This is a genomic window from Sphingomonas hengshuiensis (genome assembly GCF_000935025.1).
Taxonomy (GTDB): Bacteria; Pseudomonadota; Alphaproteobacteria; order Sphingomonadales; family Sphingomonadaceae; genus Sphingomonas; species Sphingomonas hengshuiensis.
Window position 1 is genome coordinate 4,040,318 of the sequence record NZ_CP010836.1, and the last position, 26,511, is coordinate 4,066,828.

Sequence of the window (26,511 nt, forward strand, 5' to 3'; positions counted from 1 at the left end):
CGGTGCGGGTTGCGCGTTGTGTTCGCGCGAGCCTGTGTTCCCCGAACACAGGCTTGGCCTGCCGGGGGCAGGCCAAAGCGCGAGCACTGAAACAAGTTCAGCATGACGAAGTAAGAATAAGTGCGCACATTCATCTACGATTCTTCCGCCTTTTACAGCAGGAGATACATCAATTTCGACAGGGCAAAAGCGCCCCGCCTCACTGATACCGCAGCGTCTTCTCAAACCCCTCATTCGCCTTGGTCATCTTCGCCACCTTGCGCAAATGGCTGCGCACATGCCGTTCGAAGCGGACATCGTCGTTGATGCCCGTCGCGCGATATTCGTCCTGCCCGATCAGCGCCTTGATCCGCGCCGCGAATGCCGCCTGCGCATCGGCATCGTCGCCGGAGGCGAGCGCACGGCACGCCCATTCCTCGGCCGCCGCGAGGTCAAACTCGTCGCGCGCTTCATATCCGCGCCGATCCGCCGCCGCCTGATCCAGCCGCGCCGCCGCGATTCGGCGCTCCAGCCACGTCCGCACCACTTTGCCATCCCACGGCTTTGCCGGATCGGTCATCACTGTCTCCAAAACTGCGACAAAAGCACTTTAAATGTAGGATTTCATCTGCTTTACGCTGGTAGATGCGCCGCCATCGCACCCCTTACGCGCCAAATCCAGCCCGCCGCAGCCCTGCGCGCGCCGGGATCGCGCGCGCGCGTGAGAACCCTAAACTTCGTAAACTTTGCCCGGGTGCGGCGCCGGCGCGCGGCGTCCTGCGCACCCCGATCAACCCTAAACTTCGTAAACTTCGCAGCGCCCGCGCCGCCTCACGCCGTCGCCATCTCGGCGCGTTCGGTCTCGGCGATCCAGCCGCCGCCCAGCACGCGGTCGCCGGCATAGAGCACGGCCGCCTGCCCCGGCGCGACGCCATATTCGGGGCTGTCGAACACCACCCGATCGCCCTCCAGCCGCGCGGGGACGGGCTTGGCGAGGCTGCGGACCTTGGCGGTGACCGCGCCGGCAAAGCCCGCGCCCAGCCAGTTGATGTTCTCGATCCGCGCTGCCTGCACCGCCAGCGCGCGGCGGGGGCCGACCACGACCTGGCGGCTCGCGGGGTCGAGCCGGATCACGTAGAGCGGCTCGGGCGTCCCGCCGATCTCGAGTCCCCGCCGCTGCCCGACCGTGAAGTGGATCAGCCCGCGGTGCATCCCCAGCACGCGCCCGGCCTCGTCGACGATCTCCCCGCCATTTTCCGCCTCGGGGCGCAGCTTCTTGACCAGCGAGGCATAATCGCCGTCGGGGACGAAGCAGATGTCCTGGCTGTCGGGCTTGCCCGCGACCCCCAGCCCCAGTTCGGCGGCGAGCGCACGCACCCGCGCCTTTTCCATCCCGCCCAGCGGGAAGCGCAGGAAATCGAGCTGGTCGCGCGTGGTCGCGAACAGGAAATAGCTCTGGTCGCGCGCCGGATCGACTGCGCGGTGCAATTCGGCGCCGGCCGCGCCCATCACGCGGCGGACATAATGGCCGGTCGCGAGGCAATCGGCGCCCAGGTCGCGCGCCAGCTTGAACAGATCGGTGAATTTGGGGCCCATATTGCACTTCACGCACGGAATGGGGGTGCGCCCGGCCAGATATTCGTCGGCGAAATCGTCGATCACGGTCTCGCGGAAGCTGCTTTCATGGTCGAACACATAATGCGCGATGCCGAGCCGGTCGCACACCGCGCGCGCGTCGCGAATGTCGCGGCCCGCGCAGCACGAACCGGCGCGGCCCACCGCCTCGCCATGGTCATAGAGCTGGAGCGTCACGCCGATCGTCTCGGCGCCGGTGGCGGCGGCAAGCGCAGCGACGACCGAGGAATCGACGCCGCCCGACATGGCGACGACGATGCGCCGCGCGGAGAGCGGAGGCTCGAGCTGGAAGTCTGCGGGGGTCATCCTGCGCGCGCCATAGGCGTATCTGCCGCCGCGATCCAGTCACCGGGCTGCGAAAGGTTTTGCAAACTCTGGTTAAGCGCCCGTTTGGACGACATTTACTGTGCCTTCATTCCACTCGGATACAATTGCCCCATGATAGAGTTGAAACGGATGGATGCGCGTGGATTTGAGCTTCGCCAGAGGGGATCGCGACGGGGCGGCCACAGCCCTGCCGACCGAGCTGGCAGTGCTGCTCGCCGGAGTCGTCGCACGGCAGGCGGCGAGCCCGACTGCGCGCGCTCAGGCGCTGTTGTCGCGTGCGATGCCGGTCGATGCCGCGCTTGCTCCGGTTCACGGGGCATTTCATCGCGTTGTGGCTGCGGCGCTAAAGCGCTGGTAACACTTGTAAAGAACGTGTTTACCGCGCCGTTTTAAGGGTTGTTCAGTGCGACGTGTAACAGTCGCACCTGTGAGTAAGGGGCCCCCGCCCCGAGAGGCATGTAGATGATTGAGAACCAGAAGATCCGTCCTGCCAAGGTGATCGGTCCGCTTGGAGAGCCGCTGACGCTCGACACGCTGCCGCCACCCGATACGACCCGCTGGGTGGTCCGTCGCAAGGCGGAGGTGGTTGCCGCCGTCAATGGCGGGCTGCTCAGCGTCGACGAAGTCTGCGAGCGCTACGGCCTCACGGTCGAGGAGTTCGCCGGCTGGCAGCGTGCAATCGATCGGTCGGGGATGCCCGGGCTGCGCGTGACGCGCATCCAGCATTATCGATCGCTGTACGAACGCCAGCAGAAATATTGAGGCGCGCCTCCCCTTTCGCGCTTCCGACGGCCCGTCCCCTTCTCTCCCGGGGGGCGGGCTGTTTCGTGAGCGGCACGAAAGAAGCGCCGTAAGGTTCCGTGCGATCGAGGAAAAATCGATACGGAACCAACATGACCGCTGTGAATTTCCCCACCATCGCCCGGCCCGTCGGGCAACAATGGAGGGACAAATCATGGGTCTTATTGTTTGGCTCGTCATCGGCGGTGTTGTCGGTTGGCTCGCGAGCATCATCATGCGTACGGATGGCCAGCAGGGCATCTTTCTGAACATCATCGTCGGCATCGTCGGCGCGTTCGTCGGCGGCCTGCTGTTCGGCGGCTCGATCAACAACAGCTCAATCACGGTATCGACGTTCCTGGTGTCGCTGGTGGGTGCAATCATCCTCCTCGCGATCGTCAACCTGGTGCGCCGCGGCTCGGTCCGCTAACCAGCGACCCGCAGCAGAAAAAGGGGCTGCCCGGCGACGGGCGGCCCCTTTTTTGCGTCACTTGAGCAGGAAGCGCACCGTCACTGCGACGGTCAGCTCATTCTCGCCCGCCGCAACCTGGGTGTCCGACGCCGCCTCCTTGGAGCGCGCCGTGAACGCGGGCATCGGCATCGGCTGAGGCGACGCGCCGGCTTCGGCGATCGACACGATCCGCGCGACCGACAGTCCCGCCGCCTTGGCATAGAGCTCGGCCCGCGCCCGCGCCGTGGCGATCGCGGCAACCCGCGCCTCGTCGAGCGCAGCCTGTGGCTTCTCGATCACCAGCGTCGGCCCCTGCAGGTTGTTCGCGCCCTGCGCCACGAGAAGGTCGAGGATGCGGCCGCTGCGGGCGATGTCGCGAAAGCGCACGCTGACCTGGTTGGTCGCCTGATACCCGGTCAGCACAGGCGGCTGGTTCTCGACATAGCGATATTGCGGGCTCAGCGCGATGCTGCTCGTCTGGATATCGCGCGCGGCGATCCCGGCGCCCTTCAGCGCCGCGAGCACCGCCCCCATCCGCGACGCATTCTCGCGCATCGCCTCGGCGGCGCTCGGCTGGAGCGTGGTCACCCCGGCCTGGATCAGCGCGAGATCGGGCACCCGCGTGCTGGTGCCCTCGGCGGAGATTTCGAGCAGCGTGCCCTCGGCAAGGATCGTGGCCGCAGCCGGCAACCCCTGCGCCGCTGCTGGCACGGCGTGAAAGGCGGCGACTGCTGCGGTCGCGATCAGGGCGGTACGAAACATAATGCTCTCCTGGAAATAACTGTCCCGCGCGCAGCCTTGCCGCACGCGGGACAAATGAAAGCTGAACGAACCGCCGCGGCGGGATCAGGTGCGGCGGACCATCACCATCCGGTACAACGCCAGCAGCACGACCGATCCCGCGGTCGCGGCGGCATAGGCCTGCCACGTGCTGTCGCGCACGTCGAGGCCGAGCAGCGGCGTCAGGTAAAAGGCCAGCAACGCGCCGGCGATGCCGAGCAGAATCGTCACGATGATGCCGCCGGGGTCCCTGCCCGGCATGAGAAGCTTACCCAACGCACCGGCGACCAGGCCGATCAGAAGCCAACCGATAATCCCCGTGGGCATATTGTCCTCCTGAAAACGGCCCATCCGCGCGAGCCTGGACAAACCTTGCGCCAAGCCCGCGCGGATGCAACCGTTTCTTCCCGGCAACGATCGGTTACCCTTGCGAAACGCCCGCGTCTGGGGCATTTCGCGGCTGCGAAGAAACGGCACTTGCGGGGAGTGCCTTATTCCAATAATACAGTGGCTGTTTCGCAAAGCATCGGGCCGATGCCCGGGGTCGCGGTGGCGCATATGAAGTACGAGGGCAGGATGTTGGGACGGCAGGAACGGCTGGAGTTCACCGGCGAAGAGACCGGGGTACGCAGCCGCCGGTGGATCTGGATCGGTGCATTGGTGGTGGTTATCCTCGCCGCCGCCGCGTTCTTCCTTCTGAACGGCAGCAGCGACGACGCGGCGAAGGGCGCCGCCGGGGCTCCCGGGCAATCGCAGATCCCGACCGTCACGGTCGCGGTCCCCGGGCGCAAGACCGTGCAGACCGTGATCACCGGCACCGGCAGCCTGGCGGCGCGGCGCGAAATGCCCGTCGGCGTCGCCGGCGAAGGCGGGATGGTGACGCGCGTGCTCGTCGAGCCCGGCAGCTGGGTCGGCGCGGGACAGGTGCTCGCAACGGTCGATCGCTCGGTCCAGGCGCAGACCGCCGAATCGCTCGCCGCATCGGTCCGCGTGGCACAGGCCGACGCCCGGCTCGCCCAGGCCGAACTCGACCGCGCGCAGAAACTGGTCGCAAACGGATTCATTTCCAAGGCCGATATCGATCGCAAGACCGCGGCGCGCGACCAGGCGCTGGCGCGGGTCCGCGTCGCGCAGGCACAGCTTTCGGAGACCGACGCGCGCAACCGCCGGCTGGATATCCGCGCCCCCGCCGCTGGACTGGTGCTGACGCGCGGCGTCGAGCCGGGCCAGATCGTCAGCTCGGGCAGCGGCGTGCTCTTCCGCCTCGCAATGGGTGGACAGATGGAATTGCGCACCCAGCTTGCCGAGATAGACCTGCAACGGCTGCGCGCCGGGGCACCGGCCGAAGTGACTCCCACCGGCACCACCCAGACGTTCAAGGGCGAAGTGTGGCAGGTGTCGCCGATCATCGATCCGCAGACGCGCCAGGGCATTGCGCGCATCGCGCTCGCTTATGATGCCGCGCTGCGCCCCGGCGGCTTCGCCAGCGCGCGGATCGTCGCCGGCGCGACCCAGGCGGTCACGCTTCCGCAATCGGCGATACAGAGCGACGCGCAGGGCAATTTCGTCTATACGCTGAACGCCAAGAATGAAGCGGTGCGCGTGCCCGTAACGCTCGGCGAGGTGTCCGAAGCCGGGGTGGCGATCGCCAGCGGGCTTGCGGGCAATGAGCGCGTCGTGCTCACTGCGGGTGCGTTCCTGAATCCCGGCCAGAAGGTGATACCGAACCTTCAGCCCCAGAAGTAAAAGAGGCGCGGCGATGAGCTTTCGCAATATCTCGGCCTGGTGCATCCGCAACCCGGTTCCGCCGATCGTGCTGTTCATCGCGCTGACCGTCGCAGGGCTGGTCAGCTTCATGCGGATGGACGTCAACAACGATCCGGATATCGATTTCCCGATCGTCTGGGTCTCGATCAGCCAGCCGGGCGCCGCGCCCAGCGAGCTGGAGACGCAGATCACCCAGAAGGTCGAAGCTGCGGTCCGCAGCCTTCAGGGGATCGACCAGATCGAATCGACGGTGAGCGAAGGCAACGCCCAGACGGTGATCCAGCTCGCGATCGGCACCCCGATCGACCGCGCCGTCACCGATGTGCGCGACGCGATCTCGCAGATTCGCGGCGACCTGCCCGAAGGCATCCTCGAGCCGCAGGTCGGCCGCGTCGACAGCGCGTCGCAGAACGAAGTCGCCAGCTTTACTGCGCTCGCCACCGACATGACGATCGAAGACCTGAGCTGGTATGTCGACAACACCGTGGCGAAGGAAATCCTGTCGATCCCCGGCACCTCCGGGGTCAGCCGCAACGGCGGGGTCAATCGCGAAATCCGGGTGATCGTCGATCCCGCCAAGCTCCAGGCGCTGGGCATCACTGCCAGCCAGGTCAACCAGCAGCTCCGCGCGGTCAACCTCAACGCCGCGGGCGGCAAGGCAGAGATTTCGGGCTCCGAACAATCGGTGCGCGTGCTCGGCAATGCGCGCAATGCCTATGACCTCGGCCAGACCCAGATCGCGCTGAGCGGTGGGCGCACCGTGCGGCTGGCGGACATCGCGCAGGTGAAGGACCTCTACGCCGAGCAGACTTCGTTCGCGCGGTTCAACGGCCAGCAGGTGCTGACCTTCGACATCAGCCGGGCCAAGGGCGCCTCCGACGTCAGCATCTATCACGCCGCCGAGGAAAAGCTCGCCGAGCTGGAGAAGCGCTACCCCAAGATCCAGTTCAAGCTGCTGTCGAACACGACCAGCAAATATGCCGAAGCGCAATATCACTCGGCGATCGAGGCGCTGCTCGAAGGGGCCGCGCTGGCGGTGCTGATCGTGTTCCTGTTCCTGCGCGACTGGCGCGCGACGATCATCTCGGCGCTGGCGATCCCGCTGTCGGCGATCCCCAGCTTCTGGTTCATGGACCTGATGGGCTTCACTCTCAACCAGATGACGCTCCTTGCGCTCAGCCTGGTCGCGGGTGTGCTGGTTGATGACGCGATCGTCGAGATCGAGAATATCGTGCGGCACATGCGGATGGGCAAATCGGCCTATCAGGCATCGATCGACGCCGCCGACGAAATCGGGCTGGCGGTGCTCGCCACCACCATGTCGATCGTCGCGGTGTTCCTGCCGGTGGGCCTGATGCCGGGCATCTCCGGCCAGTTCTTCAAGAATTTCGGCCTCACCGTCGTCGCCGCGGTGCTGATGAGCCTTGCCGTCGCGCGCATGCTGACGCCGATGATCGCCGCCTATTTCCTGAAGGCCCAGGGCCATGCGGAACATGGCGGCGGCTGGCTGATGGACGGCTATATCCGCGTGCTCAAATGGACGATGCTGCATCGCTGGTCGGCGATCGTCGGCAGCGCGGTGGCGCTGGGGCTGACGGTGTGGATGTTCATGATCCTGCCGATGACCTTCCAGCCGACGCAGGACCAGGACAGCGTCCAGGCCAATATCGAAATGGTGCCCGGCACCACGCTGGAACAGACCGATCGGGTGGTGACCCATGTCGCGCAGATCCTGCGCGAGCAGCCGATCGTGCGCGACGTCTATGCCCGCACCTTCGTCGGCAATGGTCGCGTCACCGCGCTGCTGGCCGACAAGCGCGACATGACCAGCGACCAGTTCCAGAAATCGATGGACAAGACGCTGGCGGCGATCCCCGATGCGCGCGTCACCTTCCGCTCGCAGGGCGGCTGGGGCGGCGGCGGGCGCGACATTTCGATCGTGCTGGGCGGCGAAGACCCCGAACTGCTGACCAAGACCGCCAATCAGCTGGTGGGCGAGATGGCCAAGCTCAATACGCTGGTCGCGCCGCGCGTCTCGGGCGATCTCAACCGGCCCGAAATCGTCATCAAGCCGCGGCTCGATCTTGCCGCCAGCATGGGCGTGACGACGCAGGCGCTAAGCCAGGCGATCCGCATCGCGACGCTGGGCGACATCGACCAGAACAGCGCCAAATTCTCGCTGTCCGATCGCCAGATCCCGATCCGCGTGGCGATCGACGAGGATTCGCGTGCGCGCCTGTCCACCATCCAGAACCTGGCGGTGGCCACCTCCACCGGCGGATCGGTGCCGCTGCGCGTCGTCGCCGATATCAGCTTCGGCGCCGGTCCCACCCGCATCCAGCGCCTGAACCAGCAGCGTCGCCTGGTGGTGGGCGCCGATCTGGCGGTCGACCCCAAGACCGGCAAGCCGTTCGTCTCGGGCATCGCGATGCAGCAGATCGCCGATCTGCCGCTGATGAAGAACCTGCCGATGGGCGTCAGCGAGCTGAAGGTGGGCAGCGCCAAATGGCAGGCGGAGATGATCCAGAACTTCATCATCGCAGTGATTGCAGGCGTGTTCCTGGTCTTTGCGGTGCTGGTGCTGCTCTATCGCCGCTTCGTCTCGCCGCTGGTCAACATGGGCTCGCTGATGCTGGCGCCGCTGGGCGGGCTGCTTGCGCTGTGGGCGACGGGCAACCCGGTCTCGCTGCCGGTCTATATCGGCCTGCTGATGCTGCTCGGTATCGTCGCCAAGAACTCGATCCTGCTCGTCGATTTCGCGCTGGAAGAGATGGAGAAGGGCGTGCCCAAGGTCGCGGCGATCATCGATGCCGGGCACAAGCGCGCGCAGCCGATCGTGATGACCACGGTGGCGATGGTCGCGGGCATGGTGCCCACTGCGATGGGCGCGGGCGACGCTTCGTGGCGCTCGCCGATGGGGATCACCGTGATCGGCGGGCTGATCCTGTCGACCGTGCTGACGCTGCTGATCGTCCCCGCCGCGTTCAGCCTGGCGCTGGGGGTGGAGCAGTGGCTGGGGCCGAAGCTGTCGCGCCGGCTGCTCACCTATCGCCCCGGCGACGACGGGCGACTGGTCGCCCCCGTTGCCGGAACGATCGAGCACAAGCCGGGAAGCGACGCACCGCACCCCGCGGAGTGAACTTCCCGCGTTTTGGAGTATTGGGGAGCGCGTGACCCTAGCGCGCGCTCCCCGCCCCATCGAACCCGTCGCCCCCGGGCTGCGCCGCATGCGGCTGGTCGCGACCGGGCTGCTCGTCGCGATGGCGGCGACCTTCCTCGCCGCGCGCCACTTCGCGCCGCTCCACCCCGCGATCGGCTTTGTCCGCGCCTTTGCCGAGGCGGCGATGGTCGGCGGGCTCGCCGACTGGTTCGCGGTGACCGCGCTGTTCCGCCATCCGCTCGGGCTGCCGATCCCGCACACGGCGATCATCCCGCGCAACAAGGATCGCATCGCCGGCACGCTCGCGGCGTTCCTGCGCGACAATTTCCTCACCGCGCATGTCGTCGCGCGGCGGATGCGCGGCGTCGATGTCGCGCGCGCCGCGGGCCGCTGGCTCGCCAACCCGCCCGAGGCGAATGGCCGCATCGGCAGCGGCGCGGCGCGGCTCGCGGCCGACATGCTGGAGGCGCTCGACCAGGAGCGGCTGGGCGGCATGGCCAAGGGCGCGATCGCCGCGCGGCTGCGCGCGATCGAAATCGCGCCGCTGCTGGGCCAGGCGCTGACTGCGGCGATGGCGAACGACCGCCATCTGCCGCTGCTCGACGGCATGATCCGCTGGGCATCGCGCACGCTCGCCGCCAACGAGCATCTGATCCGCGACATCGTCCATTCGCGCGCGGGTTCGGTGATGCGCTGGACCGGGCTCGACGAGACGCTCGCGAACAAGATCATCGAGGGGCTGCACAAGCTGATCACCGAAATGGCGGACGATCCCGCCCACCCCCTGCGCATCCGCGCCGAGGAAGGGCTGGCCCAGTTCGCGCAGGACCTCCAGGCCAAGCCCGAGCTGCGCGCCAAGGTCGAGGGCTTCAAGGTCGAGATGCTCGAGAACCAGGCGTTCCAGCATTGGATCGACGGCCTGTGGGAATCGAGCCGCGCCGCGCTGCTCCGGCTGGCGCGCGATCCCGAGCGCGCGCTTGGCGGCAAGCTTGGCGAGGCACTGCGCCAGTTCGGCGCGACGTTGCAGGACGATGCCCGGCTCGCCGATACGATCAACCGCTTCGCCCGGCGCGCCGCGGTCGGCGCAGCGTCGGATTATGGCGACGGCATCGTCCGGCTGGTGTCGGACACGATCCGCGGCTGGGATGCGCGGACCGTGACCGGGCGGCTGGAGAATGCAGTCGGCCGCGACCTGCAATATATCCGAGTCAACGGCACCTTGGTCGGCGGGCTCGTCGGCGTGGCGATCCACGCCGTCGACACCCTGCTCTGATCGGCGCTCAGCCGGTCGCCGTCGCCACCGTGTCGGGGTTCGCACCCGCCAGCACCAGGTCGCCCTGATCCTCGCCATCCCAATAATGCGCGCGGTCGCCATGGACATGGATGAGCGTCAGCCCCGGCGTGTCGACGCCCTGTTCGAACCACCGCTCCAGGTCGGGATTCCAATGCGCCTCGAACTGCGCCTTGTCGCGGATCAGCTCGGCATGACCCTCGATCGACACGAACACCGGCTTCATCCCCAGCAGCCCGGCCTTGCCCTGAAAGCCCAGCCCGACGACCGGATTGGCTTCGATATCGGCGACCAGCCTGGTGTCGGCGCTGGTGAAGAACCAATTGTCGCCGTCATAGGCGACGTCGCGGTTGTTGCTCATCGGGCGCGCGGCGATCGTGCCGCCCTCGCTGTGCGTGGAGAGCATCGCGAAATCGATGTCCTTCATCATTTCGGCGATATCGACGAGAGTCTTGGGCATCGGATGTCTCCTGTTGGCGAGCCACCCCAACGAACCCCGCGCCGCTTGGCTCCGTCAGCGCCAGTCGAGCACCGGCCACCCCCGCACGGCGGCCATCGCCAGCAGCGGTCCGTGCGCGTTCACTGCGAACGGCTCGTCGGCCCATTCGAGCAGCGGCGCGTCCGAGACATGGTCCGAATAGGCGCGGATATGCTGGCCCGCCCGGTCGATGTCGAATTCCGACATCCAATCCTCGATCATGCGGAGCTTTACGGGGCCGTAACAGTTATGCCCGTCGATGAGAGACAAAATCCTGCCCTGCCCGTCGCGCCGCGCCCGGGTCGCGATCACGTCGTCAAACCCCAGCCGACGCGCGATCGCGCCAGCATAATAGCCATGCGAGGCCGTCGCCATCACCAGCCGGTATCCCGCGGCACGATCGGCAGCGATCCGGTCGCGCGCGCCCTGCAGCACGCCCGTCCCGGCCTCGGCCTCGGCAAAGCTCTCGGCCAGCCGCTCGAGCGCGGCGGGGGTGAGCGCGCTCCCCAGCAACAGCCGCTGCGCGATCTGCTTGAGCCGCGCGCGGTCGATCAGCCGCGCCGCATAGCCGATCCCCGCCAACCCGACGACAGGCAGCAGTGCCAGCCGCCACGCCGCATGCATCCGCGCGGCGTGCAGCAGGAACCGCGTCCAGGTCGGCGCCGCGGTGATCGTCTTGTCCATGTCGTAAATCGCGAGGTGCTGCATTGCGACATTTAGGACCAGCGCACGCCACGGGACCAGAGCGAATCCTTGCCGTGGCGCGCGGAATCGCGGAAAGGTGCCGCGCATGAAGGGAAGCGCCGACTTCGAGAAGATCGATTCCGACGGAAGCGCCACGCTGCGCTTCACCGGAAACCTGTCGCTGGCGTGCCTGCACGACCTGCCCCAGCGGCTCAACGCCGTCGAGGGCAAGATCGACCGGCTCGACATGCGCGATGTCGAGCGGATCGACACGGTCGGCGCCTGGCTGATCCACCGTTTCGCGCGCGACCATGAGTCGCAGATCGAAGGGCTTCAGCCCGACGAACAGAATCTGGTCGAACAGGTCGCGGCCGCTGAACGCCCGATTGAGTTGCCTCGCCGCCCAGTCTCGCCGTTCACGCGCGTGCTGGGCGAAGTGGGCGCCGCCGTGGCGACTGCCGGGCATACCATGTACGGGCTGCTGGGGTTTCTCGGCGCGACGCTAATCGCCTTCTGGAACGTCGCCACCCATCCGCGCCGCTTCCGCTTCAACGCGACCGTCCAGCGCTTCGAAGTCGTCGGAGTCTCGGCGCTCGGCATTATCGGGCTGATGAGTTTCCTGATCGGCATCGTCATCGCGCAGCAGGGCGCGGTGCAGCTTCGCCAGTTCGGGGCGGAGGTCTATACGATCAACCTGGTCGGGCGGCTGACGCTGCGCGAACTGGGTGTGCTGATGACCGCGATCATGGTTGCCGGGCGCTCGGGCTCGGCCTTTGCCGCGCAGATCGGCACGATGAAGCTGACCGAGGAAATCGATGCGATGCGCACGATCGGCGTCTCCCCGATGGAGGCGCTGGTCGTACCGCGCACGCTGGCGGTGGTGCTGATGATGCCGCTGCTGGGCTTTTACGCGTCGCTGATTTCGATTCTGGGGGGCTGTCTGCTGTGCTGGATCAGCCTCGACATTCCGCCGGTTACCTTCATCCAGCGTATCCGCGAAGTCGTGCCCCTGACCGATTTGTGGGTGGGGTTGGTCAAGGCGCCGGTGTTCGGGCTGATCATCGCGATCTCGGGTTGTTTCCAGGGGATGCAGGTCGAAGCCGATGCCGAGCAGGTCGGCCACCGCACCACCGTCGCGGTGGTGCAGGCGATCTTCCTCGTCATCGTGCTCGACGCCTTTTTCGCGGTGTTTTTCAGCGAAGTGGGCTGGATATGATGGCGCGCCGCGAACGCGAGGAAATTGTCATTTCGGTGCGCGGGCTGCGCAACGGATTCGGCGACCAGATTGTCCATGACGGCCTCGACCTCGACGTGCGCCGGGGCGAAATCCTGGGCGTGGTCGGCGGATCGGGCACCGGCAAGTCGGTGCTGATGCGATCGATCGTGGGCTTGCAGACTCCGCTGGCGGGCGAAATCCAGGTGTTCGGCGAGAACACGATCGGGCGCGAGGAGACCGAGGCGATTGCGATCCGCAAGCGCTGGGGCGTGTTGTTCCAGGGCGGGGCGCTGTTCTCGACGCTGACCGTGTCGGAGAATGTCCAGGTCCCGATCAAGGAATTCTATCCCAGGATCGACGCCGCGCTGCTCCAGGAGATCGCGGCGTATAAGGTCGTGATGAGCGGGCTTTCGCCCGATGCTGGCCCCAAATATCCGGCCGAGCTTTCGGGCGGCATGAAGAAGCGCGCCGGGCTCGCCCGTGCGCTCGCGCTCGATCCCGAGTTGCTGTTCCTCGATGAGCCCACTGCGGGGCTCGATCCGATCGGGGCGGCGGCGTTCGACGAGCTGACGGCCTCGCTCCAGAAGACGCTGGGGCTGACCGTGTTCTTGATCACCCATGATCTGGATACGCTCTACGCGATCTGCGATCGGGTCGCGGTGCTCGCCGACAAACGCGTGATTGCCGTGGGAACCATCGACGAGTTGCTCGCGCTGGACCATCCGTGGATCCAGGAATATTTCAACGGACCGCGCGGACGCGCCGCGGTTGCCAGCGCCGAGCGGGCGCAACCAAGGACATGAGGCCCTGATGGAAACGCGATCGAACCATGTCCTCGTGGGCGCCGTGGTGCTCATCCTCCTGGCGGTGCTGGCGCTGTTCATCGTCTGGCTGGCGCAGCTGAGCGGCGGCAACGACCGCGAATATGATATTTTCTACAAGCAATCGGTCGACGGGCTGAGCGCAGGATCGCAGGTGACCTTCTCCGGCGTGCCCTCGGGGCAGGTCAAGGAAATCGCGTTCTGGCAACCCGATCCCAGCCTTGTCCGGGTGCGGATCAGCGTGAAGCCCGAGGTGCCGATCCTGGAGGGTACGACGGCGTCGATCCAGGGCAGCTTCACCGGGCCGAGCTCGGTTCAGCTTGACGGCGCGACCAAGGGTGCCCCGCCGATCGAGTGCCCGCGCGAACGTCCCCGCGCGGCGTGTCCGCTGGGGGTGCCGGTGATCCCGACCAAGACCGGCGGACTGGGCGCGCTGCTCAGCTCGGCGCCGCGCCTGCTGGAGCGGATTTCGACGCTGACCGAGCGTCTCGGCACGTTGCTCGATGACAAGAACCAGGCGTCGATCTCTGGAATATTGTCCAATACCAACAGGTTGACTAAATCTCTCGCCGATCGCGGGCCGGAGATTGCGGCAACGCTGGCGGAAACGCGCACCGCGATTCAGCAGTTCGGCAACGCGACCGAACAGATCGGCACGCTGGCGGCGACGACCAACGGCGTCCTGTCCGACGACGTGCGGCCCACGATCGCCAACCTCAACCGCACGATCGCATCGGCGCGCAAGAGTATGGAAACGCTCGACGCGACGATCGGCGACGCGCGACCGGGCGTCCAGATGCTGAGCAAGAAGACGATCCCCGAGATCGGCCAGCTGGTCCAGGACCTGCGCGTGATGTCGACATCGCTCGCGTCGGTCGCCGAGAAGCTCGATCAGGGCGGCGCATCCAGCCTGGTCGGGTCGCCCAAGCTGCCCGACTATAAGCCCAGCAAAAAGTGAGGATATCGATGAAGACGCTCGCCCTCCTCCTCGCCATCCCGCTGGCCGGATGCATCTCGATCGGCGCGAAGGCGCCCGAGGCGCTGCTGACGCTGTCGCCGGACACCCCTGTAGCGGTCGGCGAATCGCAACGGTCGAACGTTGCGGCGACGATCACGATCGCCGTGCCGTCGGTGCCGCAGGAATTGTCGTCGTCGCGCATCCCGGTCCATGCCAATGGCACCGCAATCGCCTTTGTGAAGGACGCCCAATGGGTCGAGCGCCCGTCGCAGCTCTTCGCGCGGCTGCTGTCCGACACCGTCACGTCGCGCACGGGGCGGCTGGTGTTGAGCAGCCGCCAGTCGATGCTCGATCCCGGCGCCTATCTTATGGGCGACCTTCGTCACTTTGGCGTCGAGGAATCGACGCGCGAGGCGGTCGTAACCTATGACGCTGCGCTGATCCGCGGCTCGGAAAAGGTGATCGAGAAGCGTCGTTTCGAGGCGCGCGTCCCCGTCGCGGCGATCGAGGCCGCCCCGGTCAGCATCGCGCTCAACCAGGCGGCGAACCAGGTCGCGACGCAGGTCGCCGACTGGGTCGGTCGATAGGCCTTGCCGCCACGCCCCGCCGCCTGCGCGATGGCGTGGCGCGCGACAATCTGTTAGCGCGAAGGACATGGCCCTGACCGCCGCCGCCTCCGCCCGCGAAATCCTGACACGTCTGCATGACGTGATGGCCAAACGCCTGCCTGCTCAGGCTAAATTGAATGCAGTCGTCGAGATCATCGGCACTGTGCTCAACAGCGAAGTCTGTTCGATCTACTTGCTGCGCGAAGGCGTGCTCGAACTGTTCGCGACGCGCGGGCTGAAGCAGGAGGCGGTCCACGTCACCAAACTTGCGCTCGGCGAAGGTCTGGTCGGCACGATCGCCGCCAATGTCGAGACGCTCAACCTCGACGAGGCGACCAGCCACCCGAACTTCGTCCATAATCCCGAAACCGGCGAAGAGCGGTTCCACAGCTTTGCCGGGGTGCCGATCATCCGGCGCGAACGCTCGGTGGGCGTCCTCTCGGTCCAGCATACCGACCAGCGGCGCTATGCCGATGTCGAGATCGAGGCATTGCAGACCGTGGCGATGGTGCTGTCCGAGCTTATCGCCAATGCCGAGCTGATCGACCCGACCGGCGGCGCCTCGACGCGCCCGCAACCCACCACCGCGACCCGCGCGGGCGGGTTCAAGCTGGTCGAGGGCATGGCGCAGGGCGTGGCGGTGTTCCACCAGCCGCGCATCACGATCGAGCACACCGTCGCCGAGGATACCGAGGCCGAGCGCCACCGCGTCTATGCCGCGTTCGACAAGATGCGTGCACAGATCGAGCGCATGGCGAGCCAGGCCGAATTCGGCGTCGGCGGCGAGCATGACGAGGTCCTCGCGACCTACAAGATGTTCGCCTATGACGAAGGCTGGAGCCGGCGGATCAACGAGGCGATCGACAGCGGGCTGACCGCCGAGGCGGCGATCGAGCGCGTCCAGCAGCGCACCCGGATGCGGATGCGCGAGATCGACGACGCGTTGCTGCGCGATCGCATGCACGACCTCGAGGATCTGTCGAACCGGCTGCTGCGGATCGTGTCGGGCCAGCTCGGGACGGCGGCGCAGATGGGGTTGCGGCAGGATTCGATCCTGATCGCGCGCAACCTGGGGCCCGCCGAGCTTCTCGAATATGACCGGCGCCGGCTGAAGGGCGTGGTGCTCGAGGAAGGGTCGCTGACCGCGCATGTTACGATCGTCGCGCGCGCGATGGGCGTGCCGGTGCTGGGCCGCGTCCGCGACGTCCGACGGCTGATCGCCGAGGGCGACATGCTGCTGCTCGACGTCGGCGAAGAGAGCCTGTTCATCCGCCCGACCTCGGCGATGGTCGAGGTGTTCGAGGCCAAGCTCGCGCTCAGCCAGAAGCGCCGCGCCGCCTTTGCCCAGCTGCGCAACGAAATCCCTATCACGCGCGACGGCCACCGCGTCCAGGTGATGGTCAATGCCGGGCTGCGCGACGATCTCGCCGCGCTCGACCTGACCGGCGCCGACGGGATCGGGCTGTTCCGCACCGAATTCCAGTTCCTCGTGTCCGCGACCCTGCCCCAGCGCGAGGCGCAGCGGCGGCTGTACAAGGATGTGCTCGACGCTGCCGGGGACCGCGCAGTGACGTTCCGCACCGTCGACATCGGCGGCGACAAGGCGCTGCCCTATCTCAACCATGACGAGGAGGGCGAGGAGGAGAATCCCGCAATGGGATGGCGCGCGCTGCGGCTGGCGCTCGATCGCAACGGCCTGATGAAGGCACAGGCGCGCGCGCTGATCGAGGCGGGGGCCGGGCGAACGCTGAACGTGATGTTCCCGATGGTCTCCGAACCCTGGGAATTCGACCAGGCACGCGCCTTGTTCGAAACGCAGCGGGCGTGGCTCGCCGCGCGCGGGCGCAAGATGCCGAGCGAGATCCGCTATGGCGCGATGCTCGAAGTGCCGGCGCTGGCCGAAGTGCTCGACATCCTCCTGCCGCGCGTCGATTTCCTGTCGATTGGGACCAACGACCTCACCCAGTTCCTGTTCGCCGCCGATCGCGCCCACCCCAAGCTCGCGCTGCGCTACGACTGGCTCAGCCCGTCGATCCTCCGTTTCCTGAAGCGGGTGATCGATCAGGCTTCGGCAGCGGGCGTTCCGGTGGCGGTGTGCGGCGAGATGGGCGGGCGCCCGCTGGAGGCGATGGCGTTGATCGGGCTGGGGATCGACCGGCTGTCGATCACCCCGGCGGCGGTCGGCCCGATCAAGGCGATGGTGCGCTCGCTCGACCGCGCACCGCTTGTCGAGGCGATGGCGGGCCTGCTCGCCAACCCGCATGGACCGCTGCGCGATGCCCTGACCGAGTGGGCCGTGCGACATTCGGTCGAACTGGCCTGATCCATCGGCAGATTCCGGGCCATCGCCGTTGACAGGCGGTGCCGCGTGAGGGACACCCCGGCGCGAGAGGCGGAAGTTAAGAAGGGCGCAACCCTTCCGCCGGAGGTACTTGATGGAAGGCGATCCCGCCGAGACTCCCACTCTGTTTCCCGCGACGGTGGGCGAGAAGCTGCGCGCCGCGCGTGAGGCACAGGGGCTCGACGTCGTCGAGATCGCCAGCCGCACCCGGATTCCGCAGCGCCACCTCGAGGCGATCGAGCGATCGGACTATACCGGGCTCCCGTCGATCACCTATGCGATCGGATTCGCCAAATCCTATGCGCGCGCCGTCGGCAGCGACGAAGTTGCGATCGCGCGCGAGTTGCGGGTGGAACTGGGCAACAACCCCGAACGCGCCGCGCCTACGCCCTCGTACGAAACCGACGATCCGGCACGCGTACCGCCGCGCGGCCTTGCCTGGGCCGGGCTGATCGTCGCGATACTGGCGCTGATCGGCGTCGGGCTGTGGTACGGCACCGGGCTGTTCCGCGGCAGCGTTCCCCCGCCCGAGACGCTGGTCAGCAGCGATGCGGGCTCCGCCGGCGACCCCGGCAATGCAGTTGCCACCGTACAGCCGACCGCGCCGACCGAGGGCCATGTCACGCTGGTCGCGCTTGATTCGGTGTGGCTGCGCGTCAGCGACGGAAACGGCACGCGACTGTTCGAGAAGGAAATGGCGCCGGGCGAGCGCTACGAAGTGCCCGCCGACGCCGATCGCCCGCGCGTCCGCACCGGTCGCCCGGACAAGGTGCAGGTGCTGATCAACGGATCGGTCGTTCCCCCGCTGGGCACCGGCGTGACCACCGTCGAAGTCGATGTTTCGGCAGAGGCGCTGCAAAACCGGGGGCAGCCCGGCGCAACGCCGGTCGCCAGCGCGCCCGCCGCGGGCGATGCACGCCCGCGCCGCGCTGCGTCGCGCGCCGTTGCTCCCGCCCCGACGGCTCCCGTGGAAGCCACGGCTGCCAATGCCTCGGCGGCGCCCTGATCGTGGCGTGCGCGCGGTGCGCACTGCCCTGCAATTCCTGTCACCCATGTCCTATTCAACTGCACCGGGGGGTGTGAAAACCATGCGTATATTCTTGGCAGCCCTGCTCGCGACCGCGGCATTCGGCGCGTCGGGCGCCGCGCAGGCGCAAACCACCGCGATCGAGGGGCGCGTCGACCGGCTCGAGCGCGAGATGCGCGCGGTGCAGCGCAAGGTGTTTCCCGGCGGCGCTGGCCAGACCATCGAGCCACAGATCACCCCGGAGGCCGATACCCGCATTCCCGGTGCGCCCTCGACCAGCCTGATGACCGACCTGACCCAGCGCGTCGCCGCGGTCGAAAGCCAGCTGACCTCGCTGACCGGCCAGATCGAGCAGAACCAGTATCGCCTGCGCCAGCTCGAGGATGCGTTCAACGCCTATAAGCGTTCGACCGACGCGCGGCTGAAAGCGCTGGAGGAGACCGCGAGCGCCGTCCCCGCCGGGCGTCCCCCGGTGATCGACGCAGTGCCGATCATCGACGTCCCGACCCGCCCCGGCACCCGCCCCCCGGCCCCGGCGGCAGAGGTGAACACCCCCAAGCCGACGGGCACGCGCGCGCAGCAGGTCGCCGCGATCGAGAAGCCGGCAAGCGGCGACGCGGCGGAGGACGGCTATCTCTATGGCTATCGGCTGTGGTCGGCGAAGCTTTATCCGGAGGCGCGCCGCGAGCTTGAGGTCGTCGCCACCAAATATCCCAGCCATCGCCGCGCGAGCTATGCGCAGAATCTGCTCGGGCGTGCCTATCTCGATGCCGGGGCCCCCAGCCTGGCCGCGGTCGCATTTTACGAGAATTACAAGAAAAACCCGAATGGCGAGCGCGCCGCCGACAGTCTCTATTATCTGGCGCAGGCGCTGACCAAGCTCAAAAAGCCTGCCCCCGAAATCTGCAAGGTCTATACCGAGCTGACCCAGCTCTATGGCGAACGCCTGTCGGCCGAGATGAAGACCGGCGTCGAACAGGGCCGTGCCGCACAAAAGTGCAAATGAGCTGACGCCCCCGGCGGACATGGTCGCGCGGTTCCGGCGCGACCTGGAGGCGATTACCGGCGAGTCTCCACGGCCCGACAAGCAGCTCGGAGTCGCGGTGTCGGGCGGGCCCGACAGCCTCGCGCTGCTGCTGCTTGCCCATGCCGGCTATCCCGGCTGCGTCGTCGCGGCGACCGTCGATCACGGCCTGCGCGCCGAAGCTGCTGAAGAGGCCGCTGTGGTCTCCGCGCTTTGCGCGCGGCTGGGCATAGCGCATGCGGTGTTGGCGCCGACAACGGCGTTGGCCGGGCCGGGCAATCTGCAGGACCGCGCCCGGGCGTTGCGCTATCGCCTGCTGGAGGCATGGGCGCGAGGCGGCGGCGATGCGGCGCATGCGCCGTGGATCGCCGTGGCGCACCAGCAGGACGATCTCGCCGAGACCTTCCTGATGCGCGCCCGGCGCGGCGCGGGCGTCGGGGGGCTGGCGGCGATGGCGCGGGCGCGGGCTTTGGGCGAGGACGGGCCGCTGCTCGTCCGCCCGCTGCTCGGCTGGCGCCGTGACACGCTGGCCGCGATCGTCGCCGATGCCGGGCTGGTCGCAGCGGAGGACCCGTCGAATCGCCATCCGCGCTTCGATCGGAGCCGCGTGCGTGCGCTGCTCTCGGCGACCGGCGAATTGCCCCCGCACCGGCTCGCGCTTGCCGCCGCGAACCTGCGCGATGCCGAGGAGGCGCTGGCATGGGTGGCCGAACGCGAATGGGCGGCGCGCGTGCGAGTCGATTCCGAAGGCGCGGTTCGAATCGACAGTGCCGGGCTTCCCTATGAACTCCGCCGCCGCCTCGCGATTCGCGCGATCGCCACGCTGCGCGGCGGGGAGCGAAGCGGCGCAGGCGGCGGAACGGGGATCGATCGGCTGGTTGCGGCCCTCGATTCGGGCCGGAGCGCGACGCTGGCAGGGGTCGCCGCCGCCCCCATGGGCGCGGAATGGCGATTCCGGATGGCACCGCCGCGCCGATCACACTGATCGGCGTTGTTCCATTGCCATTAACCTGGCGTCGCCTATCTTAGGAGATGAAAGGTATCGTGCGCACATGAACGACAACGACAAGCAGCCGGGCCCGGAAAATGGCGGCGGCAATCCCTGGATGAAGAGCCTGCTGATCTGGGTCGGCATCCTGGCGGCGCTGGCGCTGTTCGTTCAGCTGTTCAACAGCCCCGCAAGCCAGACCGCGGGCGACGCGATGTCCTATTCGAGCTTCCTCGACAAGGTGCAGGCCGGCGAGGTCAAGTCGGTCAACGTCGCCGCAGGCTCTGCCGGCACAAGCATCGTGACCGGCGCGCTGTCGAGCGACGCGAAGTTCCGCACCAATGCGCCCAATGACCCCCAGCTCATCCCGACGCTGCGCGAGAAGGGCGTAACGATCAACGCACGCCCCGAGGAAGGCGCGTCGATCTGGCAATATATCCTCGTCCAGTCGCTGCCGTTCCTGCTGTTCATGGGCATCGCGTTCTTCGTGGTGCGCCAGATGCAGAAGAATTCGGGCTCGGGCGCGATGGGCTTTGGCAAATCGCGCGCGAAGCTGCTGACGCAGAAGGAAGGCAAGGTCACCTTCGACGACGTCGCGGGCATCGACGAGGCGCGCGAAGAGCTTCAGGAAATCGTCGAGTTCCTCAAGGACCCGACCAAGTTCGCGCGGCTGGGCGGCAAGATTCCCAAGGGCGCGCTGCTCGTGGGCTCGCCTGGCACCGGCAAGACTTTGCTCGCCCGCGCGATCGCGGGTGAGGCGGGCGTGCCGTTCTTCACCATTTCGGGCTCGGACTTCGTCGAGATGTTCGTCGGCGTCGGCGCGAGCCGCGTGCGCGACATGTTCGAACAGGCCAAGAAGTCGGCGCCGTGCATCGTCTTCATCGACGAAATCGACGCGGTGGGCCGTTCGCGCGGCGCGGGTCTGGGCAACCAGAATGACGAGCGCGAACAGACGCTGAACCAGCTGCTGGTCGAAATGGACGGCTTCGAGGCGAACGAAGGCATCATCATCATCGCGGCGACCAACCGTCCCGATGTGCTCGATCCCGCACTGCTGCGTCCGGGCCGCTTCGACCGCCAGGTCGTGGTGCCCCGGCCGGATATCGAGGGTCGGGTGAAGATCCTCCAGGTCCATATGAAGAAGGTGCCGCTGGCCCCCGACGTCGATCCGCGCACGATCGCGCGCGGCACGCCGGGCTTCTCGGGCGCCGACCTGGCGAACCTGGTCAACGAAGCCGCCCTGCTCGCCGCGCGTCGCGGCAAGCGGCTGGTCGCGATGAGCGAGTTCGAGGACGCCAAGGACAAGGTCATGATGGGCGCCGAGCGCCGCTCGATGCTGATGACCGAGGATGAGAAGCGGATGACCGCCTATCATGAGGCGGGGCACGCGATCGTCGCGCTGCACCACCCGGCGTCGGACCCGATCCACAAGGCGACGATCATCCCGCGCGGCCGCGCGCTGGGCATGGTGATGAGCCTGCCCGAACGCGACCAGCTCTCGATGCACCGCGATCAGATGTACGCCAATCTGGCGATGTCGATGGGCGGCCGCGTCGCGGAGGAACTGATCTTCGGCTATGACCGGGTCAGCTCGGGCGCATCAGGCGACATCCAGCAGGCGACGCGTCTGGCGCGCGCCATGGTGACGCGCTGGGGCATGTCGGAGGCGGTGGGCCCGCTCGAATATGCCGATAGCGAGGAAAATTACCTCGGCTATGGCATGTCGCGCCCCGCGCATATGTCGAACGAGACTGCGCTGCTGATCGACGCCGAGATCAAGAAGCTGGTCGAAGGCGGGCTGAGCAAGGCCAAGCAGGTGCTGAGCGAGCATATCGACCAGCTCCATGCGCTGGCGCAGGCGCTGCTCGAATATGAGACGCTGACCGGCGACGAGATCAAGCGGCTGATCGCGGGCGAGGAGATTGGTCGCGAGGATCCGGGTTCGAAGGCGCCGCCGCTGTCGGCGGGGGGCACTTCGATCCCCAAGATCCGCCGGCCCAAGGGCCCCTTCGGTACCCCGGCCCCGCAAGGTGCCTGATCAGCCTTGACGTTAACTGCGAAACGAATAGCCCTTCCTCGAGCGATCGAGGGAGGGCTTTTCACATGAAGCGATTGACGCTGGCCGCCTTCGCGCTGTGCCTTGTCGCAGGCAGTGCGCAGGCGATGACCGTCGCGCAATTCCTCGCCAAGGCCAACGCGCTCAAGGCGCAGGGCATGACGGCGATGTTCTCGCCCGATGTTGCGTTGCTCAAGAATGAGGTCGCAGGGATTTCGAACGCCTATCGCGCCGACCTGGAGGCCGCGCGCATCGCCGGGCGCAAACCGCATAGCTGCCCGCCACCCAAGGGGCAGGTAAAGATGGGGAGCAGCGACCTGATCGCGGAACTCGAAAAAATTCCGCCCGCCCAGCGTGGAATGAGCATGAAGCGCGCCTTCTACGCGATCATGCAGCGCCGCTATCCCTGCCGCTGACAGCGATTCGGCACGCTCAGCCGGTGATGCCGAGCAGCAACAGGATCGCAAGGAACAGCATCAGCACGATTTCGATGCACACGGTCAGAAGTACCGCCCGCACGATCGCCGAGCGCCAGCGCAGCCGATAGGCCTGTTTGAGCTGTCGGGTGATGTGGACAAAGGGTATCCCCAGCGCGGCAAATGTCAGCCATCCCGGCGACAGCCCGATCGATGCGCCGATCGTGATGGCGATGAACAGCAGCGACATGAACGCGATCGAATAGGTAATGAAAACCGTGTGATCGTACAGCTTATACTCGCGCTTCCAGAAGAACAGCAGCCACACGAACGGCAGCGAAAGCGGGATCAGCAGCCACGAGAATTTATACCCCGATGACTGCAGCTTGTAGATCATTAGCGACGGATTTTTCTTCCACTTCTCCAGCCCGTGATCCAGCGTCTCGATCCCAGTATGCGCGGTCGTGACATGGGCCGTCTCTTCCTTCAGCTCCGCCGCCGCAGCATCAAGCCCGCTCAGCTTCGCATCCAGTTCGCGAATGGCGTCCTGCAACTCGACCTTCTCTGCCGGGTCGGCGGCCGGAAGCGCGGCCACGGCCTTGTCGCGTTCCTCGCTCGCCTTTTCGCGTTCGGCGCGGATTGCCGCGATGGGATAGCCGTCCTCGCCGCGCAGGTCGACCGGGGGCCCGATCCCGGCCCAGGAAAAGGCCGCGAACATCGCGAATATCGAGAACAGGAACAGCGCCATCGGCGAGACGAAGCGCGATCGCTCGCCCGCGATATAGCGCCGGGTAAGCTCGCCCGGCCGCCAGGCGAGCAGCGGCAGCGTGCGCCAGATCTTGCCCTCGAAATGCGCGACGCCGTGCAATATCTCGTGCCCGATCGCCCCCAGCGAGCGATGGACATGCCCCGATTGGCCACAGGCATGGCAATGCGCGCCGATCAGCGCAGTCCCGCAATTGAGGCACATCGCGTCGGGCGCATGCCATTCCCCGGTGCGCGGCTCGACCGCCCGGCCGAGAAGCGCGCCCGTCATCAATTCGCCCGCTGCGTCGAATTCCCCCATGTTTTGCCGCCTACCAGCTTGCGCAGACTCGTGCTAGCGGACGCAGCATGGCTGACTCCGATATTTCCATGCTGATGGCCGACATGACCGCGCGCGCGCGGGCTGCGGCCACGCGCCTCGCTGCGATGACCAGCGACCAGAAAAGCGGCGCTCTCATCGCCGCAGCCGACGCTATTCGTGCCGCGAGCGACACGATCATCGCCGCCAATGCACTCGACATGGAAGCGGGCGCCGCCTCGGGCCTGTCGGGCGCGATGCTCGATCGCTTGCGGCTCGATGCCGGTCGCGTCGCGGCGATGGCGGCGGGCGTCGAGGCCGTCGCGCGGCTCGACGACCCGGTCGGCGACACGATCAGCCGTTCCGAGCGTGCCAACGGGCTGGTACTTGCCCGCGTGCGCGTGCCGATCGGCGTCATCGGCATCATCTATGAAAGCCGCCCCAACGTCACCGCCGATGCCGGCGCCTTGTGCGCGATGGCGGGCAATGCCGCGATCCTGCGCGGCGGTTCGGAAGCGATCCGCAGCAACCGCGCGATCCATGCGGCGCTCGCGGCGGGACTCGAGGCGGGGGGAATGCCCGCCGATGCGGTGCAACTCGTCCCCGTCACCGATCGCGCGGCGGTCGGGGCGATGCTGACCGCCGAGGGCGCAATCGACATGGTCGTGCCGCGCGGCGGCAAGGGGCTGGTCGCGCGCGTCCAGGCCGAGGCACGGGTGCCCGTGCTCGCGCATCTCGACGGGCTGTGCCACACCTATATCGATCGCGCCGCCGATCCCGAAATGGCGCGCGCGCTGGCGGTGAACGCCAAGATGCGCCGCACCGGCATTTGCGGCTCGACCGAGACGCTGCTGATCGATCGCGGCTTCGCCGATCCCGCGCCGGTGCTCGCCGCGCTGGCCGATGCCGGGTGCGAGCTGCGCGGCGATGCCGATGTGCAGGCGATCGAGCCGCGCGCGCTTCCCGCTGCGGACGCCGATTGGGACACCGAATATCTCGACGCGATCCTGTCGGTAAAGCTGGTCGACGGCGTCGATGTGGCGATGGCACACATCGCCCGCCACGGATCGCACCACACCGACGCAATCATCACCGACGATGCCGACACCGCCGAACGCTTCCTGAACGGCGTCGATAGCGCGATCGTAATGTGGAACGCCTCGACGCAGTTCGCCGATGGCGGCGAGTTCGGGCTGGGCGCCGAGATCGGGATTTCCACGGGCCGGCTGCACGCACGCGGGCCGGTCGCGCTGGAGGGGCTTACGACGTATAAATGGGTGGTGCGCGGGACCGGTCAGGCGCGGCCTTGAGCGAGACCGTAACGCTCTGGCGTCCCGTCGGCCCCGCCGAACTCGCCTTGATCGAGGCCAGCGGCATGACTGCCTTTCCGCCGCGCCTTCCTGAGCAGCCGATCTTCTACCCGGTCACGACCGAGGAATATGCGGTGAAGATCGCCCGCGACTGGAACGTGCCGGAAAGCGGTGCAGGCTTCGTGACCCGGTTCGCGGTCAGCGCGCAATTCCTTTCCAGTTACCGCCGAGAGGAGGCTGGTGGCCGCGCGCACCGCGAATATTGGATCCCCGCCGAAGCGCTCGAGGCATTCAACGCTGCCATTGTCGGGCCGATTGAGGTGGTGCGACGCTTTCCTGAGTGAGCGAGGTGCCTTTCGTCCCCCCTTGAAGCGCGTTTCCGCGAGGCTTAGGTTCCTGGCATGACCACGCTTGCCAAGATCGCCGTCGAACTCGATACCGGGACACCGGCCATGGTTGAGCAGATCGCAACGTGCAGCGTCGCCGCGTTATCGGCAGAGGCGGTTAGGCAGGTGAAAGAAAGCGAGGCGGACTATCGCGCTTTCCTACATGCAGGTATTGAGGCGATCAAACGGGGCGACGTCGCGCCGAATGCGGAAGTGATGGCCGAACTCGACGCGATGATCGAGCAGCATCAGCAACGATGCCGGAGTTGATCCGATCCCCTCCCGCGCGCCTCGATTTGCGGGCAATCAACATATGGTTTCGCAAGCATACCCCTTGAAGCGCATCGGTCTCCTCGGCGGCTCGTTCAATCCCGCGCATCGCGGCCATCGCCGGCTCTCGCTCCACGCGATCCGCGCGCTGGGGCTCGACGAAGTGTGGTGGCTGGTGTCGCCCGGCAATCCGCTCAAGCCGGTCAAGGGCATGGCGCCCTTCCCCGCGCGCATGGCCTCGGCACGCGCGATGGCGCGGCGCGCGCCGATCCGCCCCAGCGCCATCGAGCAGCGTCTCAAGACCCGCTACACCGCCGATACGCTGGCAAAACTGCCGCGGCTTTACCCCAAACACCGCTTCATCTGGCTGATGGGCGCCGACAATCTGGCCCAGTTCCATCGCTGGGAACGGTGGCGCGACATCGCTCGACAGGTTCCGATTGCGGTTATCGCGCGTCCGGGCTATGACGGTAACGCTCGCGCAAGTCCTGCGATGAGTTGGCTGCGGCGCGCTGTGCGGCCCGCAGGCCAGGCAAAGAATTGGACGTGTTGGAGATTGCCGGCCCTCGTGATGCTGCGCTTTCGCCCCGATCCGACTTCGGCGACGCGCCTTCGGGCCGCAGACCCTTCCTGGCATCGACAGTTTTCGTCGTCCCCACAAACCAGCACTTCGTCTGTTAAACCCTAGGAGGCTC

Annotated in this window: 27 protein-coding genes; 20 read left to right on the forward strand and 7 right to left on the reverse strand. The window is 67.0% G+C overall.

The window, feature by feature from the left end; translation table 11 throughout:
* Positions 1-199 precede the first annotated feature (199 nt).
* Positions 200-559, reverse strand: a complete 360-nt coding sequence (locus tag TS85_RS18255; protein ID WP_173426245.1) for a hypothetical protein — start codon at positions 557-559, stop codon at positions 200-202.
* Between the two features lie 251 nt (positions 560-810).
* A complete protein-coding gene (mnmA, locus tag TS85_RS18260; protein ID WP_044334129.1) occupies positions 811-1,920 on the reverse strand; it encodes a tRNA 2-thiouridine(34) synthase MnmA in 1,110 nt (369 codons plus the stop codon).
* 154 nt (positions 1,921-2,074) lie between these two features.
* Between mnmA and TS85_RS18265 the strand changes: the two genes are divergently transcribed.
* The 3 genes from TS85_RS18265 to TS85_RS18275 all read left to right on the forward strand — a co-directional run bounded on the left by TS85_RS18265 (position 2,075) and on the right by TS85_RS18275 (position 3,151).
* Entirely contained in the window at positions 2,075-2,299 is a 225-nt protein-coding gene (locus tag TS85_RS18265) for a hypothetical protein (RefSeq protein WP_052508001.1), read from the forward strand.
* 104 nt (positions 2,300-2,403) lie between these two features.
* Positions 2,404-2,703 carry a CtrA inhibitor SciP gene (gene sciP, locus TS85_RS18270; RefSeq protein WP_044334131.1) on the forward strand — a complete coding sequence of 100 codons (300 nt, stop codon included), beginning with the start codon at positions 2,404-2,406 and terminating at the stop codon, positions 2,701-2,703.
* Between the two features lie 193 nt (positions 2,704-2,896).
* Positions 2,897-3,151 carry a GlsB/YeaQ/YmgE family stress response membrane protein gene (locus tag TS85_RS18275; RefSeq protein ID WP_044336585.1) on the forward strand — a complete coding sequence of 85 codons (255 nt, stop codon included), beginning with the start codon at positions 2,897-2,899 and terminating at the stop codon, positions 3,149-3,151.
* Between the two features lie 57 nt (positions 3,152-3,208).
* On the opposite strand, the gene TS85_RS18280 is transcribed toward TS85_RS18275, so the two are convergent.
* Entirely contained in the window at positions 3,209-3,934 is a 726-nt protein-coding gene (locus tag TS85_RS18280) for an SIMPL domain-containing protein (protein WP_044334133.1), read from the reverse strand.
* Between the two features lie 84 nt (positions 3,935-4,018).
* Positions 4,019-4,279, reverse strand: coding sequence for a GlsB/YeaQ/YmgE family stress response membrane protein (locus tag TS85_RS18285; protein ID WP_044336587.1), 261 nt, complete (start codon positions 4,277-4,279; stop codon positions 4,019-4,021).
* A gap of 231 nt (positions 4,280-4,510) precedes the next feature.
* On the opposite strand from TS85_RS18285, the gene TS85_RS18290 reads away from it, so the two are divergent.
* From TS85_RS18290 to TS85_RS18300, 3 genes are read left to right on the forward strand one after another with little or no spacing between them, the layout of a single operon-like run.
* On the forward strand, positions 4,511-5,698 hold the full coding sequence (locus TS85_RS18290; protein ID WP_044336589.1) for an efflux RND transporter periplasmic adaptor subunit: 1,188 nt from the start codon (positions 4,511-4,513) through the stop codon (positions 5,696-5,698).
* Between the two features lie 13 nt (positions 5,699-5,711).
* Complete coding sequence (locus TS85_RS18295) at positions 5,712-8,858, forward strand: efflux RND transporter permease subunit (RefSeq protein ID WP_044334135.1); 3,147 nt, start codon at positions 5,712-5,714, stop codon at positions 8,856-8,858.
* A gap of 31 nt (positions 8,859-8,889) precedes the next feature.
* Entirely contained in the window at positions 8,890-10,152 is a 1,263-nt protein-coding gene (locus tag TS85_RS18300) for a DUF445 domain-containing protein (RefSeq protein WP_407082087.1), read from the forward strand.
* Between the two features lie 7 nt (positions 10,153-10,159).
* On the opposite strand, the gene TS85_RS18305 is transcribed toward TS85_RS18300, so the two are convergent.
* Both TS85_RS18305 and TS85_RS18310 read right to left on the reverse strand, forming a co-directional pair.
* On the reverse strand, positions 10,160-10,630 hold the full coding sequence (locus TS85_RS18305; RefSeq protein WP_044334139.1) for a pyridoxamine 5'-phosphate oxidase family protein: 471 nt from the start codon (positions 10,628-10,630) through the stop codon (positions 10,160-10,162).
* A 54-nt stretch (positions 10,631-10,684) separates the two neighbouring features.
* Positions 10,685-11,356, reverse strand: coding sequence for an HAD family hydrolase (locus TS85_RS18310; protein ID WP_044336591.1), 672 nt, complete (start codon positions 11,354-11,356; stop codon positions 10,685-10,687).
* An 82-nt stretch (positions 11,357-11,438) separates the two neighbouring features.
* Here TS85_RS18310 and TS85_RS18315 point away from each other — a divergent pair, with 82 nt between their 5' ends.
* From TS85_RS18315 to TS85_RS18360, 10 genes are all read left to right on the forward strand, one after another.
* On the forward strand, positions 11,439-12,548 hold the full coding sequence (locus TS85_RS18315; protein ID WP_044334142.1) for an MlaE family ABC transporter permease: 1,110 nt from the start codon (positions 11,439-11,441) through the stop codon (positions 12,546-12,548).
* Positions 12,545-13,351: an ABC transporter ATP-binding protein gene (locus TS85_RS18320; RefSeq protein ID WP_407082088.1), complete on the forward strand. Its 807-nt coding sequence runs from the start codon at positions 12,545-12,547 to the stop codon at positions 13,349-13,351. Before TS85_RS18315 ends, TS85_RS18320 begins: the two co-directional genes overlap by 4 nt.
* 7 nt (positions 13,352-13,358) lie before the next feature.
* Positions 13,359-14,327 (forward strand): MlaD family protein, encoded by a 969-nt coding sequence (locus TS85_RS18325; protein ID WP_044334146.1) that lies wholly within the window; start codon positions 13,359-13,361, stop codon positions 14,325-14,327.
* 8 nt (positions 14,328-14,335) lie between these two features.
* Complete coding sequence (locus tag TS85_RS18330; RefSeq protein ID WP_044336593.1) at positions 14,336-14,914, forward strand: ABC-type transport auxiliary lipoprotein family protein; 579 nt, start codon at positions 14,336-14,338, stop codon at positions 14,912-14,914.
* Between the two features lie 67 nt (positions 14,915-14,981).
* On the forward strand, positions 14,982-17,258 hold the full coding sequence (ptsP, locus tag TS85_RS18335; RefSeq protein WP_044334148.1) for a phosphoenolpyruvate--protein phosphotransferase: 2,277 nt from the start codon (positions 14,982-14,984) through the stop codon (positions 17,256-17,258).
* Positions 17,259-17,370: 112 nt separating this feature from the next.
* Complete coding sequence (locus tag TS85_RS18340) at positions 17,371-18,282, forward strand: helix-turn-helix domain-containing protein (protein WP_044334150.1); 912 nt, start codon at positions 17,371-17,373, stop codon at positions 18,280-18,282.
* Positions 18,283-18,364: 82 nt separating this feature from the next.
* Positions 18,365-19,309: a tol-pal system YbgF family protein gene (locus TS85_RS18345; RefSeq protein WP_044334151.1), complete on the forward strand. Its 945-nt coding sequence runs from the start codon at positions 18,365-18,367 to the stop codon at positions 19,307-19,309.
* Positions 19,287-20,312: a tRNA lysidine(34) synthetase TilS gene (gene tilS / locus TS85_RS18350; RefSeq protein ID WP_227698533.1), complete on the forward strand. Its 1,026-nt coding sequence runs from the start codon at positions 19,287-19,289 to the stop codon at positions 20,310-20,312. Before TS85_RS18345 ends, tilS begins: the two co-directional genes overlap by 23 nt.
* Before the next feature lie 67 nt (positions 20,313-20,379).
* Positions 20,380-22,353 (forward strand): ATP-dependent zinc metalloprotease FtsH, encoded by a 1,974-nt coding sequence (ftsH, locus tag TS85_RS18355; RefSeq protein WP_044334152.1) that lies wholly within the window; start codon positions 20,380-20,382, stop codon positions 22,351-22,353.
* 65 nt (positions 22,354-22,418) lie between these two features.
* The gene (locus tag TS85_RS18360) at positions 22,419-22,787 is read left to right on the forward strand and encodes a hypothetical protein (protein WP_044334153.1); all 369 of its coding nucleotides are present in this window, start codon (positions 22,419-22,421) and stop codon (positions 22,785-22,787) included.
* 16 nt (positions 22,788-22,803) lie between these two features.
* Here the strand turns inward: TS85_RS18360 and TS85_RS18365 are convergent, their stop codons facing one another.
* Positions 22,804-23,853 carry a DUF3667 domain-containing protein gene (locus TS85_RS18365; RefSeq protein ID WP_044334156.1) on the reverse strand — a complete coding sequence of 350 codons (1,050 nt, stop codon included), beginning with the start codon at positions 23,851-23,853 and terminating at the stop codon, positions 22,804-22,806.
* Between the two features lie 47 nt (positions 23,854-23,900).
* On the opposite strand from TS85_RS18365, the gene TS85_RS18370 reads away from it, so the two are divergent.
* Genes TS85_RS18370 through TS85_RS18385 form a run of 4 tightly spaced genes read left to right on the forward strand, consistent with a single transcriptional unit; the run spans position 23,901 to position 26,504 of the window.
* Entirely contained in the window at positions 23,901-25,160 is a 1,260-nt protein-coding gene (locus TS85_RS18370; RefSeq protein WP_044334158.1) for a glutamate-5-semialdehyde dehydrogenase, read from the forward strand.
* Complete coding sequence (locus tag TS85_RS18375) at positions 25,157-25,504, forward strand: hypothetical protein (RefSeq protein ID WP_227698534.1); 348 nt, start codon at positions 25,157-25,159, stop codon at positions 25,502-25,504. The genes TS85_RS18370 and TS85_RS18375 overlap by 4 nt, the downstream gene beginning before the upstream one ends.
* Before the next feature lie 57 nt (positions 25,505-25,561).
* A complete protein-coding gene (locus TS85_RS18380) occupies positions 25,562-25,816 on the forward strand; it encodes a hypothetical protein (protein ID WP_044334161.1) in 255 nt (84 codons plus the stop codon).
* Positions 25,817-25,859: 43 nt separating this feature from the next.
* A complete protein-coding gene (locus TS85_RS18385; protein ID WP_265102098.1) occupies positions 25,860-26,504 on the forward strand; it encodes a nicotinate-nucleotide adenylyltransferase in 645 nt (214 codons plus the stop codon).
* Positions 26,505-26,511 lie beyond the last annotated feature (7 nt).

Coding starts and splice junctions, on each gene's coding strand:
- TS85_RS18360 (WP_044334153.1), top strand. CDS start 22,419: ATGAAGCGATTGACGCTGGCCGCCTTCGCGCTGTGCCTTGTCGCAGGC.
- mnmA (WP_044334129.1), bottom strand. CDS start 1,920: ATGACCCCCGCAGACTTCCAGCTCGAGCCTCCGCTCTCCGCGCGGCGC.
- TS85_RS18265 (WP_052508001.1), top strand. CDS start 2,075: ATGCGCGTGGATTTGAGCTTCGCCAGAGGGGATCGCGACGGGGCGGCC.
- TS85_RS18385 (WP_265102098.1), top strand. CDS start 25,860: ATGGTTTCGCAAGCATACCCCTTGAAGCGCATCGGTCTCCTCGGCGGC.
- TS85_RS18255 (WP_173426245.1), bottom strand. CDS start 559: ATGACCGATCCGGCAAAGCCGTGGGATGGCAAAGTGGTGCGGACGTGG.
- TS85_RS18280 (WP_044334133.1), bottom strand. CDS start 3,934: ATGTTTCGTACCGCCCTGATCGCGACCGCAGCAGTCGCCGCCTTTCAC.
- TS85_RS18305 (WP_044334139.1), bottom strand. CDS start 10,630: ATGCCCAAGACTCTCGTCGATATCGCCGAAATGATGAAGGACATCGAT.
- ftsH (WP_044334152.1), top strand. CDS start 20,380: ATGAACGACAACGACAAGCAGCCGGGCCCGGAAAATGGCGGCGGCAAT.
- TS85_RS18295 (WP_044334135.1), top strand. CDS start 5,712: ATGAGCTTTCGCAATATCTCGGCCTGGTGCATCCGCAACCCGGTTCCG.
- TS85_RS18370 (WP_044334158.1), top strand. CDS start 23,901: ATGGCTGACTCCGATATTTCCATGCTGATGGCCGACATGACCGCGCGC.
- TS85_RS18365 (WP_044334156.1), bottom strand. CDS start 23,853: ATGGGGGAATTCGACGCAGCGGGCGAATTGATGACGGGCGCGCTTCTC.
- TS85_RS18285 (WP_044336587.1), bottom strand. CDS start 4,279: ATGCCCACGGGGATTATCGGTTGGCTTCTGATCGGCCTGGTCGCCGGT.
- TS85_RS18380 (WP_044334161.1), top strand. CDS start 25,562: ATGACCACGCTTGCCAAGATCGCCGTCGAACTCGATACCGGGACACCG.
- TS85_RS18310 (WP_044336591.1), bottom strand. CDS start 11,356: ATGCAGCACCTCGCGATTTACGACATGGACAAGACGATCACCGCGGCG.
- sciP (WP_044334131.1), top strand. CDS start 2,404: ATGATTGAGAACCAGAAGATCCGTCCTGCCAAGGTGATCGGTCCGCTT.
- TS85_RS18290 (WP_044336589.1), top strand. CDS start 4,511: ATGAAGTACGAGGGCAGGATGTTGGGACGGCAGGAACGGCTGGAGTTC.
- ptsP (WP_044334148.1), top strand. CDS start 14,982: ATGGCCCTGACCGCCGCCGCCTCCGCCCGCGAAATCCTGACACGTCTG.
- TS85_RS18330 (WP_044336593.1), top strand. CDS start 14,336: ATGAAGACGCTCGCCCTCCTCCTCGCCATCCCGCTGGCCGGATGCATC.
- TS85_RS18325 (WP_044334146.1), top strand. CDS start 13,359: ATGGAAACGCGATCGAACCATGTCCTCGTGGGCGCCGTGGTGCTCATC.
- TS85_RS18315 (WP_044334142.1), top strand. CDS start 11,439: ATGAAGGGAAGCGCCGACTTCGAGAAGATCGATTCCGACGGAAGCGCC.
- TS85_RS18340 (WP_044334150.1), top strand. CDS start 17,371: ATGGAAGGCGATCCCGCCGAGACTCCCACTCTGTTTCCCGCGACGGTG.
- TS85_RS18320 (WP_407082088.1), top strand. CDS start 12,545: ATGATGGCGCGCCGCGAACGCGAGGAAATTGTCATTTCGGTGCGCGGG.
- TS85_RS18345 (WP_044334151.1), top strand. CDS start 18,365: ATGCGTATATTCTTGGCAGCCCTGCTCGCGACCGCGGCATTCGGCGCG.
- TS85_RS18275 (WP_044336585.1), top strand. CDS start 2,897: ATGGGTCTTATTGTTTGGCTCGTCATCGGCGGTGTTGTCGGTTGGCTC.